Annotated in this window: 15 protein-coding genes; 7 read left to right on the forward strand and 8 right to left on the reverse strand. The window is 61.7% G+C overall.

The genetic code is table 11. From position 1 onward, the window contains the following. From QVP03_RS11770 to QVP03_RS11805, 8 genes are all read right to left on the reverse strand, one after another. The coding region (locus tag QVP03_RS11770; protein ID WP_288210803.1) for a S41 family peptidase at nucleotides 1-989 on the reverse strand (989 nt) is incomplete at its 3' end. 27 nt (nucleotides 990-1,016) lie between these two features. Then, nucleotides 1,017-2,363 carry a histidine--tRNA ligase gene (gene hisS / locus QVP03_RS11775; protein ID WP_022333606.1) on the reverse strand — a complete coding sequence of 449 codons (1,347 nt, stop codon included), beginning with the start codon at nucleotides 2,361-2,363 and terminating at the stop codon, nucleotides 1,017-1,019. A gap of 1 nt (nucleotide 2,364) precedes the next feature. Continuing rightward, nucleotides 2,365-2,907: a hypothetical protein gene (locus tag QVP03_RS11780; protein ID WP_055201910.1), complete on the reverse strand. Its 543-nt coding sequence runs from the start codon at nucleotides 2,905-2,907 to the stop codon at nucleotides 2,365-2,367. Beyond that, a complete protein-coding gene (gene ettA / locus QVP03_RS11785; protein ID WP_022333608.1) occupies nucleotides 2,904-4,577 on the reverse strand; it encodes an energy-dependent translational throttle protein EttA in 1,674 nt (557 codons plus the stop codon). Before ettA ends, QVP03_RS11780 begins: the two co-directional genes overlap by 4 nt. 158 nt (nucleotides 4,578-4,735) lie before the next feature. After that, a complete protein-coding gene (gene rbr / locus QVP03_RS11790; RefSeq protein WP_022333609.1) occupies nucleotides 4,736-5,314 on the reverse strand; it encodes a rubrerythrin in 579 nt (192 codons plus the stop codon). A 107-nt stretch (nucleotides 5,315-5,421) separates the two neighbouring features. Continuing rightward, nucleotides 5,422-6,480, reverse strand: coding sequence for a CapA family protein (locus tag QVP03_RS11795; protein WP_022333610.1), 1,059 nt, complete (start codon nucleotides 6,478-6,480; stop codon nucleotides 5,422-5,424). A gap of 8 nt (nucleotides 6,481-6,488) precedes the next feature. After that, on the reverse strand, nucleotides 6,489-6,797 hold the full coding sequence (locus QVP03_RS11800) for a DUF4491 family protein (protein WP_022333611.1): 309 nt from the start codon (nucleotides 6,795-6,797) through the stop codon (nucleotides 6,489-6,491). Between the two features lie 89 nt (nucleotides 6,798-6,886). After that, nucleotides 6,887-8,242 carry a DcaP family trimeric outer membrane transporter gene (locus QVP03_RS11805; protein ID WP_022333612.1) on the reverse strand — a complete coding sequence of 452 codons (1,356 nt, stop codon included), beginning with the start codon at nucleotides 8,240-8,242 and terminating at the stop codon, nucleotides 6,887-6,889. Between the two features lie 388 nt (nucleotides 8,243-8,630). Between QVP03_RS11805 and QVP03_RS11810 the strand changes: the two genes are divergently transcribed. The 7 genes from QVP03_RS11810 (at nucleotide 8,631) to QVP03_RS11840 (ending at nucleotide 16,279) form a co-directional block, all read left to right on the forward strand. Next, nucleotides 8,631-9,797 carry a metallophosphoesterase gene (locus QVP03_RS11810; protein WP_022333613.1) on the forward strand — a complete coding sequence of 389 codons (1,167 nt, stop codon included), beginning with the start codon at nucleotides 8,631-8,633 and terminating at the stop codon, nucleotides 9,795-9,797. Next, nucleotides 9,788-10,864: a dihydrofolate reductase family protein gene (locus QVP03_RS11815; RefSeq protein ID WP_022333614.1), complete on the forward strand. Its 1,077-nt coding sequence runs from the start codon at nucleotides 9,788-9,790 to the stop codon at nucleotides 10,862-10,864. Before QVP03_RS11810 ends, QVP03_RS11815 begins: the two co-directional genes overlap by 10 nt. A 110-nt stretch (nucleotides 10,865-10,974) precedes the next feature. Next, the gene (locus tag QVP03_RS11820; protein ID WP_022333615.1) at nucleotides 10,975-12,429 is read left to right on the forward strand and encodes a TolC family protein; all 1,455 of its coding nucleotides are present in this window, start codon (nucleotides 10,975-10,977) and stop codon (nucleotides 12,427-12,429) included. 15 nt (nucleotides 12,430-12,444) lie between these two features. After that, the gene (locus QVP03_RS11825; protein WP_022333616.1) at nucleotides 12,445-13,434 is read left to right on the forward strand and encodes an HlyD family secretion protein; all 990 of its coding nucleotides are present in this window, start codon (nucleotides 12,445-12,447) and stop codon (nucleotides 13,432-13,434) included. Between the two features lie 9 nt (nucleotides 13,435-13,443). Then, nucleotides 13,444-14,622: an ABC transporter permease gene (locus QVP03_RS11830; protein WP_022333617.1), complete on the forward strand. Its 1,179-nt coding sequence runs from the start codon at nucleotides 13,444-13,446 to the stop codon at nucleotides 14,620-14,622. A gap of 1 nt (nucleotide 14,623) precedes the next feature. Next, the gene (locus QVP03_RS11835; protein WP_022333618.1) at nucleotides 14,624-15,859 is read left to right on the forward strand and encodes an ABC transporter permease; all 1,236 of its coding nucleotides are present in this window, start codon (nucleotides 14,624-14,626) and stop codon (nucleotides 15,857-15,859) included. A gap of 144 nt (nucleotides 15,860-16,003) precedes the next feature. Further along, the gene (locus QVP03_RS11840) at nucleotides 16,004-16,279 is read left to right on the forward strand and encodes a hypothetical protein (RefSeq protein WP_022333619.1); all 276 of its coding nucleotides are present in this window, start codon (nucleotides 16,004-16,006) and stop codon (nucleotides 16,277-16,279) included.

Consider the following 16,279-nt stretch of genomic DNA (forward strand, 5'->3'; position numbering starts at 1 on the left):
GGGGTGTGGTAACGGGCCACGGTGATGCGCACGGCCGAGCCGTCCCCCAGTCCGATCTGGCGCTGCACCAGCCCTTTGCCGAAACTCGGGCGGCCGACGACGATGCCCCGGTCCCAATCCTGCACGGCACCGGCGACGATCTCGCTCGCCGAAGCCGAATTTTCGTCGATCAGCACCACCAGCCTTCCCCCGAGGTCGTCGCCGTTGACCGGCGCGCTGAACGACATGGGCGGCACGGCACGCCCCTCGGTCGAGACGATCAGGGCGCCGCGCGGCAGGAAGAAACCGGCCATCTCGACCGCCTGGTCGAGCAGCCCGCCGCCGTTGCCGCGCAGGTCGAGGATCAGCGCCCCGGGTTTCCCGAGTTTCCGGTACGCCTCGCGGAACTCCGGCATCGTCGTGCGGCCGAAGCGGTTGACCTTGACATACCCCACGCCGTCGGCGGCCATGTAGGCGGCGTCCACGGTGTTGAGCGGAATCTTGTCCCGCACGATCACGAAATGGAGCGGTTCCGGTTCGCCCTGGCGCACGACGTCGATCTCGACCTTCGAGCCGGTCTTTCCGCGCAGGTACTTGGGGACGTCCGTCTGCTTGAAACCCACGGCATCCAGCGTGTCTATGCGCACGATACGGTCGTTGGGCTGCACCCCGACGCGCTCGGCCGGGCCCCCGACGATCGTATTGACCACGATGACCGTGTCCCGCAGGATGTTGAATTCGACGCCGATGCCGCTGAACTCCCCTTCGAAGCTCTCCTGCACGCCCTTCATCTCGTCAGCCCCGATATAGGCCGAATGGGGGTCGAGGTCTTCGAGCATCCCGGTGATGGCGCTCTCGACCAGCGGCTGCATGTCCACCTCGTCGACGTACAACCCGTTCAGGTAACGGTAAACCTGCGTCAGCTTCTGCAACTGCCGCACAGCCCCGGCATCCTGCGCCGCAAGGGGCAGGACGAAAAGAACCGATATAAATGCAAAAAGCTTTCGCATAGTTTATTTTGTAGTTTATTTAAAGTCTTATTTAAGATACTCCGCCAGCTCGCCGAACGGCACCTGCCGCTGTTCGCCCGAGCGCATGTCCTTCACCGTGGCGGCCTTCGCCTCCAGCTCCTGCGAGCCGACGATCACCACGTAGGGGATGCCCCGGCGGTTGGCATACTCCATCTGCTTCTTCATCTTGCCGCAGTCGGGGTAAATCTCGGCGGCGACGCCCGCATCGCGCAGCTCACGGAGCAACCCGAGCGCCGCGGCCTGCTCCTCCTGCCCGAGGTTGGTGAAGAATACCCGCGTCGAGAAGTTGACCTCCTCGGGGAAGAGCCCCAGCCCCGTCATTACGTCGTAGATCCGGTCTGCGCCGAACGAAATGCCCACGCCCGACATGTCGGGCATGCCGAAGATGCCGGTCAGGTCGTCATAGCGTCCGCCGCCGCAGATCGAGCCGATGGCGAAGTCGAGCGCCTTGACCTCGAAGATCGCCCCCGTATAGTAGTTCAATCCGCGTGCCAGCGAGAGGTCGAGCTCCACGTCGAGCCCGATCCCCAGACGCTCCACATAGCCCAACACGGTTTCCATTTCCTCGATGCCTTTCAGTCCGGTTTCGGAAACAGCCAGCACCTCACGCAATTTCATGAGTTTTTGCGCATTGTCGCCGCTCAGTTCGAGTATCGGTTGCAGTTTGTCGACCGCCTCCTGCCTCAGCCCGCGCTCCAGCAGCTCGGCCTTCACGTTGTCCAGCCCGATCTTTTCGAGCTTGTCGATGGCGATGGTGATGTCCATCATCATGTCGGCATGGCCGATCGCCTCGGCGATGCCGAACAGGATTTTGCGGTTGTTCATCTTCAGCGCCACGCGGATGCCCAGCGCCCGGAACACGCGCTCGACGATTTCGACCAGTTCGACCTCGCACAGCAGCGAGCGGGTGCCGATCACGTCGACGTCGCACTGGTAGAATTCGCGGTAACGGCCTTTCTGCGGCCGGTCGGCGCGCCATACGGGCTGGATCTGGTAGCGCTTGAAGGGAAACGTCAGTTCGCCCTGGTGCTGTACGACATAGCGCGCGAACGGCACCGTGAGGTCGTAACGGAGCCCCTTCTCGCAGATTTTCGACGCCTGCCGCACCTCATCGCCGGACAGGCCGGCGGCGTAGTCGCCCGAATTGAGTATCTTGAAGAGGAGCTTGTCGCCCTCGTCGCCGTATTTGCCCAGCAGGGTCGAAAGGTTCTCCATCGAGGGGGTTTCGAGCGGCGCGAAGCCGTAGGTGCGGAACACGCCCCGGATCGTATCGAAAATATACTGGCGGCGCATCATCTCCGCCGGGGAGAAGTCGCGCGTACCTTTGGGTATGGACGGTTTTTGTTGAGCCATATTACATAAATTTTTGTTTTATTTCCAAGTATTTCTTCCACCCCGCGTTATCCCGGGCATCCATGTATTTCCGCTGTTTCCCGAGCAGACGGTTCAATGCGCCCTCGTCCCGGCGGAAGAAAAGGACAACCATCTCACGAAGCGTCTCCATTTGGTCGACCTCATACATATTCACATAGCGCGGGGCGCGCACTCCCTCCTCTCCGGGATAGATATATCCGATGAAATAGCCCAATTCGTCCTTTTCGTCCACAGCGGACGAAATAAAAAAAGAACGGTCGGTTTTCAAATCCGTCACGGAGAGCGTCGGAGAGTTTTTCTTGTATCTCAAAGCTTCACGCGCTTGCTCATGCCAGGGGAAACGGTCTATCTCGGACAGGAACCCGTCAAGATCGCACGTCCCGGCCGGTTCTACTTTGTCCGGGTCTTCGTGCGCCCGGAGTTCGTCCCAAATAAATACATCGACCGGACGGTTCGCCTGCATACCGCAGGAGAAAAGCCCCTGCAAGAGCGAAAAAAAGGTCACAACACGCATCTTTGTCAAGCCATCAGTTTTTTGTACCTCACGCGGTGGGGCTGGGTGTCGCCGCCCTGCGCCTTCTTCCACTCCTCGTATTCGCTGTACGAACCCTCGTAGAAGGCCACCTTCGAGTCGCCCTCGAACGAGAGGATGTGCGTGGCGATGCGGTCAAGGAACCAGCGGTCGTGCGAGATCACTACGGCACAGCCCGCGAAGTTCTCGAGGCCCTCCTCCAACGCACGCAGCGTATTGACGTCGATGTCGTTGGTCGGCTCGTCCAGCAGCAGCACGTTGCCCTCCTCCTTGAGCGCCAGCGCCAGGTGCAGGCGGTTGCGTTCACCGCCCGAGAGCATGCCGCACTTCTTCTCCTGGTCGGCGCCCGAGAAGTTGAAGCGTGCCACGTAGGCCCGGGCGTTCACCTGCCGGTTGCCGAGCATGATGAGGTCGGCGCCGCCCGAGATCACCTCGTAGACGGTCTTTTCGGGATCGATCGACTTGTGCTGCTGATCCACATAGGCCAGCTTGACGGTCGGGCCCACGCGGAACGACCCGCCCGTAGGCTCTTCCAGCCCCATGATCATGCGGAAGAGGGTGGTCTTGCCCGTACCGTTGGGGCCGATGACGCCCACGATGCCGGCCGGCGGCAGCGAGAATTCGAGGTGCTCGTACAGCACGCGGTCGCCGAAAGCCTTCGACACGTCGTGCGCCTCGATCACCACGTCGCCCAGGCGCGGGCCGTTGGGGATGAATATTTCGAGCTTCTCCTCCTTCTGCTTCGTGTCCTCGTTCATCATCTTGTCGTAGGCCGACAGACGCGCCTTGGACTTGGCATGGCGGCCCGAGGGGGACATGCGCACCCACTCCAGCTCGCGCTCGAGGGTCTTGCGGCGCTTCGATTCCTGCTTCTCCTCCATGGCCATGCGGGTGGTCTTCTGGTCGAGCCAGCCCGAGTAGTTACCCTTCCAGGGAATACCCTCGCCGCGATCCAGCTCCAGGATCCAGCCCGCCACGTTGTCGAGGAAATAGCGGTCGTGGGTGACGGCGATCACCGTACCCTTGTACTGCTGCAAATGTTGTTCGAGCCAGTCGATCGACTCGGCGTCGAGGTGGTTCGTGGGCTCGTCGAGCAGCAGCACGTCGGGCTGCTGCAACAGCAGGCGGCACAGCGCCACGCGGCGGCGCTCACCGCCCGAGAGCACCTTCACCGACTGGTCGGGGTCGGGGCAGCGCAGGGCGTCCATGGCGCGTTCCAGCACGCTGTCCAGCTCCCAGCCGTTGACCTGGTCGATCTGTTCGTACAACTCGCCCTGGCGCTCGATGAGCCGGGCCATCTGCTCGTCGTCCATCGGCTCGCATAGCTTCATGTTGATCTCTTCGTACTCCTTGAGCAGCGCCACGGTCGCGGCGCAGCCCTCTTCGACTACCTCGCGGACGGTCTTCGAGTCGTCGAGCCGGGGTTCCTGTTCGAGGTAACCCACCGTGTAACCGGGCGAGAAAACCACTTCGCCCTGGAAATTCTTGTCCAGCCCGGCGATGATCTTCATGAGCGTCGACTTACCCGAGCCGTTCAGGCCGATGATGCCGATCTTGGCGCCGTAGAAGAATGAGAGGTAGATGTTGTTGAGAACCTTTTTCTGGTTGGTAAACGTCTTCGAAACGCCCACCATCGAAAAGATGATTTTTTCGTCTGCCATATCGTATTCGTTATTCGGATTTTCCTATCCGGCAAAGATAGTAAAGATTCCGCAATCTACCGCCATACGTGAAGATTTTTGGGCAGGCGCCCGTAAATAAAAAAACGCAGGGACACGGCCTGAGCCGCGTCCCTGCGCCGTGTTTGTCCCGGCAGAAATTAATAGTTCTCCTTCTTGGGTTCGAAGTAAGCCTGCGGATGCTTGCAGGCGGGGCAGAGCTTGGGAGCCTCCTCGGCCTCGATGACGAAACCGCAGTTGCGGCACTGCCACCAGATCTTGCCGTCGCGCTTGAAGAAATTGCCGTCCGTGAGGCGGCTCAGCAGCTTCAGGTAACGGCGCTCGTGCTCGGCCTCGACGGTGGAGATCATCTTGAAGGCCGTGGCGATCTCGACGAAGCCCTCCTCCTCGGCGACTTTGGCGAATTCGCGGTAGAGGACGTCCCACTCCTCCTTCTCGCCCTTGGCTGCGGCCAGCAGGTTCTCGGCCGTGGTGCCGATCGGGCCGGTAGGGTAGCTGGCCGTGATCTCCACGTCGCCGCCCTCGAGGAACTTGAAGAAACGCTCGGCGTGCTCCTTCTCCTGCTCGGCAGTCTCGGCGAAGACACCGGCGATCTGCTCGTAACCCTCCTTCTTCGCCTTGCTCGAGAAGAAGACGTAACGGCTGCGCGCCTGGCTCTCACCGGCAAACGCCTTCAGCAGATTCTGTTCAGTCCGTGTTCCTTTAATGCTCTTTTCCATAATCCTGTATGTTTAATGTGTGTGTTTATTTTCCGATAGCAAAGATAATAAAATCCCGGACATAAAGCCAAAAATCGGCATTGTTTGTTTTTATAGGGCTATTCGGATTACTTATAGGCCCCGCCGAGCACCTCCGCCACGTCTTCCCGGAACAGCGCATAGGCTTCCGGAAGCGCCATCGTGTCCCCGACTTCGGACGGGACGACGCGGTAGCCCGGCATCGCCACCCAGACGGGCACCGCCTCAAGCGAATAGGACATGCGCCCGTCGGGATGCCGCACGGCCTCGATTTCGGCCACCAACCCGCCGTCGCAGTAGCGCCGCCGCTGGTTGGACACGAAGTTCCCCAGCGAATAGAGCACCACGTGCGACGAATCGGCGTCGAAGGGCTGCACCACGTGCGGGTGGCTGCCCACGACAAGGTCGGCGCCGTGCCGGCGCAGGAATTGTGCCAGGTGCCGCTGCACGGCATTCTCCCTCCGCTCGTATTCGTTGCCCCAGTGGATGCAGACCGCCACGCAGTCGGGCGCCCCGCGCCGTGCCGCAGCCAGGTCGGCCGCCATGCGCGCCGTGTCGATCAGGTTGACCTCCACCCCGGCGGGAACCGGGATGCCGTTGGTGCCGTAGGTATAGTTGAGCAGCGCGAACCGCACGCCGTAGCGCTCCACCCACAGCGGGTTGTTGGCCGCGCGGTCGAGGCTGTCGGTAAAGACGCCGGTATGCAGGATGCCGCAGCGCCCCAGTTCCGCGACGGTCGTACGCACCCCGGCAGCACCGCCGTCGCAGCAATGGTTGTTAGCCAGCACGGCCACGTCGACCCCGGCGTCGCGCAGGGCATCGGCCAGCGCCACGGGCGAGCGGAAACAGGGGTAGCCCGTGTAGCGATCCGTGCGGGTGAGCGTCGTTTCGAGGTTCACGACCACCAGGTCGGCGGCATGAAACCGGCGGCGCAGGTAAGCGAATACCCCGCGGTAATCGAACCCGTCCCCGCGTCGCGCCGCCGTGACCTGCGGAAGGTGCTGCATGACATCGCCCGCGAACAACAGCTGGACACGCACCGGGGCGGGTTCGGGCACGGGGCGCTCCACGCCGGCGCGTTGGGCCGGGACGCAGCACGCCGCCGCCAGCACCAGCCACGGGAGGATATGTCTCAGACCCGGCTTCATCGTGCGGGTTATTTCCCCTGCCGCTTGGGGTTGGCTGGGAACCAGCCTTTGGCCACGCGCTGACGCTGTTCGAACAGTTCGCCGATCGACCAGAGCGACGAGGCGCCCCACACGGCCAGCAGGGTGGACCACAGGATATGGCGCACGGCCACCGACGCGGCGATCGCCACGATCCCCATCACGAGGAAAACCCACCAGCAGCGTACGCCCAGATAATATTCGCCCTTGACCACGAGCGGGTGGAACAATCCGATGATAAGGAACGTCGCAATGCCGATCACCAGCCCCGTGAGGTTGTATTCCGTAAGAAATTCCATAGTTCACGATTTTAACAGAGAGGCAAATATACGAAAAATGGGCGGTTCCCGACGCGGGCCGCCCATAATAAATACCGATACCGGGATCATCAGAAATTATACTGCACCATCACGTTCACGCGGTTGGCATGGTTCTTCATGCTGTTCATGTCCTTGCGCGAACCGTAGAGGTACTCGGCGGCCACCTTGCAGCGCGGGGTGAGCGAGTAGAAGATGTTGCCGAAGATATACTGCCCCTGTTTGTACTGGTCGGCCGTATAGTAGCCCTCGCTGCGCTGCACGCGCACCGTCGAGTAGCCGCCCGACACGAACAGGCGCGGCGTGAAGTTGATCTGCCCGGCGGCCTGCACGCCCCACATGGGCATCATGCGCACGAGCGTGGGATCCGCGGGGTTGGGCGTGAAGTCGAGCCCCGAACCGGTCAGATCCTGGATATAGGGGGTGATGCCCTTGCCGTAGACGCCGTTCATGAACATGCGGAACCAGTCGCAGCACTTGATCGTGCCGCTCAACTGCACGCCCCACCCGAAGAGCGACGTGGTGGCATCCTTCGATACTTTATACATGTAAGGATTGCGGAGCACGGCCGAAGCGCGGAGGTGGCTGCTGCGGTCGGCGCCCCAGGCATATTGCAGGTACATCGGGAAGTCGGGTACGCGCTGGTGGATCGGCTTGAAGTTCTCACCGTAGGTGGCGCTCACGCTCGGCAGCTCGGCGGCGACGCCGAAGGTCATGTGCCTACGGGCGAACGACACCTCGTAGCGGATCAGTGTCGCGAAGTTGAAATTATAGGCGTTCGGCCCCTGGAAGTCGATGGTCGTGGGGGCGGCGGACAGGTCGCAGAAGGTCGTCACGTCGCGTCCGAGGGTCAGCCCCTTGAACGACACGTAGGCCGAACGCAGGCGGGGCGTATAGCTTCCCTCGGCACCGCCGCGGAAGTCGGCATCCATGTAGATCACCACGCGCCCCAGCGCCCGGGTGTTGGTAATGGCCTTCAGGAAGAGGCGCGAGGTCGAGGCGTCCATCATCAGCTTCTGCTTGGAGTTGTAATTGCCCGGAACCGGGATGTCGTAGGGCACGAAGTCGATGTTGTCGACGATGCCGTCGAAATCATAGCCCGCGCGCAGGCTCACGAAGCCGCCTATCGAGAACGAGAAACGGTTGTTCTTCGAGGCGAACACGAACTGGGGCTTCTCGGTCTGCTGGAAGCCGGGGCGGTGCGTGTCGATGTAGTCCTGCGTGGCGTTGCCGACGGCCATGCGGTTGAGTGCCGCAGCCTGCTGTGCCGCACAGCCGCCGCAGTTGTAGATGGTATCCACCTCGTGTACGGAGATGAGGTAGACCGTCGGCGAATAGTCGCCGCCACGGCGTTCGCCCCGGTGGTGCTGGGCGGAAGCGGAAGTCGCAAGGAGCAGGGAGACAATCAGAAGTCGAAATGTTTTCATAAGCCGAATAAAATTTGGTTTTTTGGTTAAACTTGCTTGGTTCGGTATGTTTTGTTTTTGGGACACAGGCAGTTAATATTCACCCCGGGAATTAGCAAGATATATGCCAAAAAAACCTGCACGGAATTTGATTCCGCCCGCCAGCACCCGATTCCCGTGACCTCCGCGGAGGAGAAGGCGCATCCCTGAAAATCGGGGAAGGGCACGGTTTACATACGGATCCCGCTATCTTTCCGGCAAATAGGATGCCCCGGGAAGTTGAAAAATAAATTTTAGAATCCCCGCGGCTTTCACTATCTTTGCCCGAGCCGGATAAACGGCGCCCGGCAGGACACGGGGACGTGCACAACCTGCCCGCTCCCCATACATTACATAAAAAAAGAAGTATATGCTGCTCTGGATAATCTCCCTGCTGACGCTTGCGGCCGCGGCCGCCGACGTCATTCATTACCGCCGCATGCGGCGGCGTGCCCCGGGCGTACGCCACCGGGTATTCATCGTCGCGGCGGCCGCGACCGATGCCCTGCCGGCGGTGATCGCCGTCGCCGGGGTTGTTGCACACGACAACACCACGGCGTTCATGACATTCGCCATGTGGGCGTTCTGGGCCTGGATGGTGACCGTCCTGCCACGCATGGCCTGCTATTTTTTCCGCTGGATCGGCCTGCCGCGGGTCGGTATCGCAGCAGGGGCAGGTGTGGCGGCACTTTTCGTCTGGGGCGCTACGGCCGGGCGTACTACGATCCGCGTAAACCGCACGGAGGTTTGCTCCGAACGCCTCCCGGCCGGGCTGGACGGGTTCCGCATCGCCCAGATCACCGACACGCACCTGGGCACCGTCGTGCGTCCCGAAGCGGAGCTGCGGCGCCTGGTGGACAGCGTCAACAGCCTTCGCCCCGACCTGATCGTCTTCTGCGGCGACCTGGTGAACATCCGCAGTTCGGAGCTCGACGCCCGCGCCCGGCAACTGCTGGGAGGCCTGCGTGCCCCGTACGGCGTCGTTTCGGTCACGGGGAACCACGATGCCGGGCTCTATATCAAGGACACCGTTGCGCAAAGCCCGGCGGCGAGCCTTGCAGAAGTGATCGCCCGCCAGCGGGCAATGGGGTGGAACGTACTGGAGGACACCACGGTTTACCTGCGCCGGGGCGGCGACAGCATCTCGCTCACGGGGCTTTCGTTCGACCCCGCGCTGCGGCACATGCGCCACGACCCCGACCTGCCGCCCGCCGACCTGAGCGGGGCCTACCGCGGCGTCCCCGATTCGCTCTACAACATCACCGCGGTGCATATCCCGCAGCTTTGGGGGCAGATCGCCGACGCGGGCTACGGCGACCTGACGCTCGCCGGGCACGTACACAGCATGCAGATGAAACTGCGCCTCTTCGGCCGGGCATTTTCCCCGGCGCAACTGCTCTACACGCGCTGGAGCGGACGCTACGACGTAGGCGGGCGTACGCTCTATATCAACGACGGCACGGGATACGTGGTTTTCCCGATGCGCCTGGGAGCCTATCCCGAAATCACCCTGATAACCCTGCGAAGATGCGAGTAACCCTCTCCGCCGCGGTCACGGCCGACGGCTACATGGACGACGACAGCCCCCGGCGGCTGATTATCTCGACCCCGGGCGACTGGGAGGAGGTGTACCGCCTGCGGGCGGCCCACGATGCGATCCTCGCCGGCGCCGAGACCCTGCGGCGCGACGACCCGTCGCTGCTCGTCCGCGACCAGGTGGCACGCGCACGGCGCGTGCAGGCCGGGCTGAAGCCCGACATCGCCAAGGTCACACTCACCCGGTCGGGCGGCCTTTCACCCCGCCTGCGGTTCTTCACCGCTGGCGATGCCGACCGCTATGTGTTTTCGCCGGGAGAAATAACTGGTTTGCAAAATATTGCGACAGTCATCTCAACCAGCGAAGCAATTACCGCCAAATACATCGTCACCGAACTCGAAAAGCGCGGCATCGAACACCTGATGGTCGAGGGCGGGGCGGGGGTGTTGCGCATGTTCCTCGACGAAGGGATGGCCGACACACTGCGGCTGGCCGTCAACCCGCGGCTGCGGCTCGGTCGCCGGGGCGGGGCAAGGTTCGGCGCAGCGCCGCCCCAGAGCGTCCCGCACACCTGCGAGGAGGTCGACGGCATGGAGGTGACGACCTACACGCTGCATCCCGACACGACGGAAGAAGACCTGCGCCACCTGCGGATGGCGGTCGACGAAGGCCGCAAATGTACCCCCGGCCCGACGTCCTACTGCGTCGGTGCGGTCGTAGCCACGGCCGACGGCCGGATATTTGCAGGTTACACGCACGAAACTTCCGCAACGCACCACGCCGAGCAGGAGGCCATCGCCAAGGCGCTGGCGGCAGGAGCCGAGCTCCGCGGCGCCGCGATGTACTCCTCGATGGAGCCGTGCTCGCGTCGGGCGAGCGAGCCCGAAAGCTGCACACAGCTCATTATCAGGCATGGTTTCGCCCGGGCGGCCTTCGCACTCTACGAGCCCGACTGTTTCGTATGCTGCCGCGGAGCGCTGACCCTGCGCGAAGCGGGCGTCGACGTCAGGGCATACCCGGCGCTGGCCAACGGCGTATGGGAAGCCAACGCGCACCTGAAGCGATGAATCGGGCGTAAATTGTGTCCATAAGGGCCTAAAATTGGCCTCTTTTTCCGGAAAATCGCGCAACATATCGGGATAACTTATATATTTGCCCCATAAACGCATTGATTAATATGAAAATAGCAGTCAGAACCCTCCTTGCGGCGGCGGCACTTGCGACCATCGTCCGGCTGTCTGCGCAGGAGGCCAAGCGTACGCTCTCGCTCGACGAGGCGATCGCCGTAGCGCTCACGGAAAACCCCGCGATGAAAGCAGCCGAGTTCGAGGAGAAGGCCGCCACCCAGGAACGCCGTGCGGCCATCGGCCTGCGTATGCCCAAGATCAGCGTCATGGGCGCATACGCCTACATGTCCAAGGATATAGGATTCGATTTCAACGAGATGAAAGGCCCGGCCAAAGAGCTCGCCGGGCAGATACTCGGCAGCGGGCTCATACCGCCCGAAATGATCCCCTCGATCAACGGGCTGCTCAATCCGCTGATGAACGCCGACTGGTTCCTCAAGGTGCAGGATCAGAGCCTGGGGTTCGTGGGCGGGCAGGTTTCGGTGCCCATCTGGCTGGGCGGCAAGATCAACGCCGCCAACCGCGCCGCCAAGATCAACGAACGCACGGCGGCGGAGCAGGGCAACCAGACCCGCAACGCGCTGATTTCGGAGCTCGTGGAGCGCTACTTCGGGCTGGCGCTCGCCATGCAGGTCGTCGAGGTGCGCCGGCAGGTGGTCGACGGCGTACGCCGCCACCTCGAAGATGCCGTCGCGCTCGAAAAGAACGGCATGATCGCCCAGAGCGAACGCCTCTACGTCGAATTCAAGATGGCGGAGGCCGAGCGCGAGCTGGCCAATGCCGAATTGCAGGCCCAAACCATCGCCAGCGCCCTGAACAGCACGCTGGGGCAGGACAACGCGTGGCAACCCGTGACGTCGATGTTCATTGTCGACCGGGTCGAGGAGGTGGCCTATTACCAGGATCTGGCACAAGACCGCAACCCGCTGCTCAACCAGGTCTCGCTCAAGCGCCAGCTGGCCGAAGAGGGCGTGCGCGCCCAGCGCGCCGACTTCCTGCCGCAGGTGGCGGCCATCGGCGGCGGTTCGTTCTACAACTACCAGGTCGCAGGGCTCGTACCCCGCTGGGCGGTGGGCGTGGGGGTCAACATCAAGATCTTCGACGGCCTGAACCGCGAGTATAAATATTCGGCGGCCAAGCAGACCGTACGCCGGGTCGGCGCATTGCAGAACAAGGCCGGCAAGGACATCTCGGTTCTGGTGGAGAAACTCTACAACCAGATGATGAACTACCGCAACCAGATGACCTCGATCGACGCCTCGCTCGCCTTCGCCGAGGAGTACCTCCGCATGAAGAACGCTGCCTTCCTCGAAGGCATGAGCTCGTCGACCGACCTGATCGATGCCGAACTGAACCTCGCGGGCGTGCGCACCGAACGCCTCCAGGCGGCTTACAATTTCGACCTGCTGCTGGCGCAACTGCTCGAAGCCGCGGGCATCAGCGACGAATTTTCGGCGTATGCCCGCCGCGCCGACGCCCGGCCGATCCTGTTCGATAAAAAGTAAAAAATATAGAATCCTATGAAGCGAAGCAACATTATCGGAATCATCGCGGCCGCAGTGGTCATCATCGTCTCGGTCGTACTGATCAGTTGGTACCTCCGGAAAACGACCCCGATGCTGATACAGGGCACGGTGGAGTGCACGACCTACAAAGCCTCGTCGAAAGTCCCGGGGCGCATCGACGACATGAAGATCGCACAGGGCGACCGCGTGGAGAAGGGGCAGCTGCTCTACACGCTCTCGACCCCCGAGCTGGAGGCCAAACTCCAGCAGGCCGAGGCCGTGAAGAGCGCCGCCTCGGCACTCGACCAGGCAGCCTTGGCAGGCGCACGCATCCAGCAGATCGAAGCCGCCCTGAACATGTGGGAGAAGGCGCAGGCCGGGCTGGAACTGGCGCGCAAGACCTACGACCGCGTGAAGAACCTCTACGATCAGGGCGTAGTCCCCGAGCAGAAGCTGGACGAGGCGTCGGCCAACTACAAGGCGATGGAAGCCACGGCACTGGCCGCCAAGGCGCAGTACGACCTGGCGTCGGACGGAGCCCGTAAGGAGGACAAGGAGGCCGCTGCGGCACGTGTCCGCCAGGCCGAAGGAGCCGTGAGCGAGGTCGAATCCTACATCGGCGACGCGATGGTCTATGCGCCCGTGACGGGCGAGGTTTCGACCATCATCGCCGAGCAGGGCGAACTGGTGGGCAGCGGCTATCCCGTGGTGGCCATCCTCGACCTGACCGACCTGTGGGTGACCTTCAACATCAAGGAGACCCTGCTCCCGGGGATCGGCGTCGGCACCCGCATGAGCGGCTATGTCCCGGCGCTGGACTACGACGTCGAGTTCGAGGTGACCTACATCTCCGCACAGGCCGACTTCGCGACATGGGCGGCGACGCGTACGCAGGGAGGGTTCGACATCCGCACCTTCGCCATCAAGGCCCGGCCGGTGTCGCATGTGGAGAATATGCGCCCGGGCATGAGCGTAATCGTGGACTGGGACGAAATCCGGAAATAGGAGGGGACGATGCCGGGATTCCTGCATAATACCTACGCCGTCCTGCGGCGCGAGCTTGTGCGGCTGACGCACCAGCCGATGTATTTCGTGCTGATGCTCGTGCTGCCCGTGGTGTCGTTCGCATTCTTCGCGCTGCTGTTCAACAAGGGCGTGGCCCGCGACATCCCGATCGCCGTGCTGGACGATGACCACACGTCGCTCTCGCGCAAGGTCACGCAGATGATCGACGCGACCCCGACGGCCCTGGTCGCCTACGAAATCCAGGACATGGACGAAGGCGAGCGGCTGATGCGCGAAGGGAAGGTCATGGCCATCGTGCAGATCCCGTCGTTCTTCGAGAAGAATATCCTGAGCAACAGCCAGACGCACATCGAGAATTACGTTTCGGGGACGAACATCACGGTCAACGGACTGCTGTCGAAAGACATCCAGACCGCCGTGACGACCTTTTCGGGCGGCATCCAGATCCAGCTGCTCACCAAACAGGGACTCACCGAGCTGCAGGCCATGGCGCAGCTGATGCCCGTGCGGTTCAACAAGCACGTATTGTTCAATCCCTATATCAATTACGGCTATTACCTCTCGCCGAGCTTCATGCCCATGATGCTGCTCATCTTCGTGGTCATGGTGACCGTCTTCACCATCGGCACCGAACTCAAGCACGCCACCGCGCGCGAGTGGATCGACACGGCGAACGGTTCGGTAGGGGCGGCCCTCACGGGGAAAATACTGCCTGTGACGGTCATCATGTTCCTCATGTCGCTGGTGATGCTGCTCATCATCTTCAAGGTCGTGGGCGTGCCGCTCAACGGCAGCCTGACGGTCATACTCCTCGGCACGCTGCTCTTCATCCTGAGCTACCAGGCCATCGCGGTGTTCATCGTGTCGCTGCTCTCGAACCTGCGCCTGTCGCTCTCGATCGGCGGCGGGTACTCGGTACTGGCCTTCACCTTCTCGGGCCTCACGTTCCCGGTCATGGCCATGTGGCCCGCCATGCGGTACCTGAGCAAGCTGTTCCCGTTCACCTACTACACCGACATCTTCGTCGACCAGATGCTGCGGGGCGCCCCGGTCGCCTGTTCGCTGCCCGACATGGGCTATATGTCGCTTTTCATCGTCTTACCGCTCCTGTGCCTGCCGCGCCTGCGGACGATCTGCACGGAGGAAAAATACTGGGGGAGGTTATAACATGGGCAGGTTCATACATCAGATCACATCCTACCGGCAGCAGATGCTGTCGGTCATGCGCAATGAATTCCGCTCGATATTCACCGACGCAGGCGTCGTCCTCATCCTGGTACTCGCGCTGATCATCTACGCCACGGTCTACTCGATGGCCTACGGCGCACAGGTGCTGCGCAACGTGCCGATCGGCGTGGTGGACGAGTGCCGCACACCGACCAGCCGCAGCCTCGCAGCGACGTTCAACGCCGGGCCGAATACGTACGTGGCCTACAACCCGACGAACATGGAGGAGGCCAAGGAGCTCTTCTTCAACCGCAAAATATACGGCGTGGTCTATATACCGTCGGACTACGAGGAAAAAATGCTCGGGGGCTCGCAGGCCAACGTGGCGATCTACGTCGACGCCAGCTACTTCCTGATGTACCGCCAGGCGTTCCAGGAACTGGTGACCTCGATCGGCAGCACGGGCGCGATGGTCGAGTTCCAGCGCCTGATCGCCAAGGGGGCGGATATCCCGCAGGCACAGGCCACGACGCAGCCCGTAATCTACCAGTCGCACAACCTGTTCAACCCCTACCTGGGATACGGTACCTTCGTCATGCCGGCAATCATCATGGTCATCATCCAGCAGACGCTGCTCATCGGCATCGGCATGATCGGCGGCACGTGGCGCGAATTCGGGCTTTACCGCAAACTCTGCCCGCCCGACCGCAAACGCATGTCCACGCTGCCCATCGTTCTGGGCAAGGCCACCGTCTACGGGCTGATCTACGCCGTGACGACCTTCTATATCCTCGGATTGCACTACCGGCTGTTCCATTACCCGATGAACGGCGCCACGGGCACCGTCGTGGTCTTCATGCTGGCATACTTGGCCGCCTGCATCTTCCTCGGCATCGCCATCTCGACGCTGTTCCGCTACCGCGAGAATTCGCTGCTGCTGTTGTTGTGGACGTCGATCCCGCTGCTGATGCTCAGCGGCGTGTCGTACCCCCGCGAGGGTATTCCCGACTGGCTGTTCAACTTCGGGCAGCTGTTCCCCAGCAGCCACGGTGTCGACGGCTTCATCCGCATCCAGAGCATGGGCGCATCGCTCGGCGAGGTACTGCCCGAAATCCGGATGCTCTGCATCCTTACGCTCATCTACGGCGGGCTGGCCTGCATCGGCATTCACCAGGTGATCGGCCGCGAACAGCGCGAACGCCTCGCGCAGAGGATGAACGACAAAGAAGAGTACTGATTTTTCGCCGCAACCGAAAAGTCGGGACAGACATGAAAAACCGGGGTGAATACCCCGGTTTTTCATATTTTTTTATACCCGCCATTGCTTGCGAACGACGGAATTTATATTACCTTTAGACTGAAACCCCAAATATCTTGCAAAATGATTCCGAAGTGGCTTTATTATCTGCTCAACGTTACGGCCTATCCGTTAGCGATCTATCTTGCAATCTGGCTGTCCAACAACGTTCGTTACGACCCACAAGGCATGGCCGGCGGATACCAAATGTTGTATTATGCAATGGTGGCTGTCGTCATCTGTTTTATCGTCAGCCTATTCGCATCGTACAAACTGGTCGGCAGCTGCTGGCCTGCAGTGATCGTTCTCATCGGATTTATCGTCATGCTTTTTCTGTGGTACAGCATCATGACGAGCTGA

This window comes from Alistipes sp. CAG:29 (assembly GCF_000435435.1).
Classification (GTDB): domain Bacteria; phylum Bacteroidota; class Bacteroidia; order Bacteroidales; family Rikenellaceae; genus Alistipes; species Alistipes onderdonkii.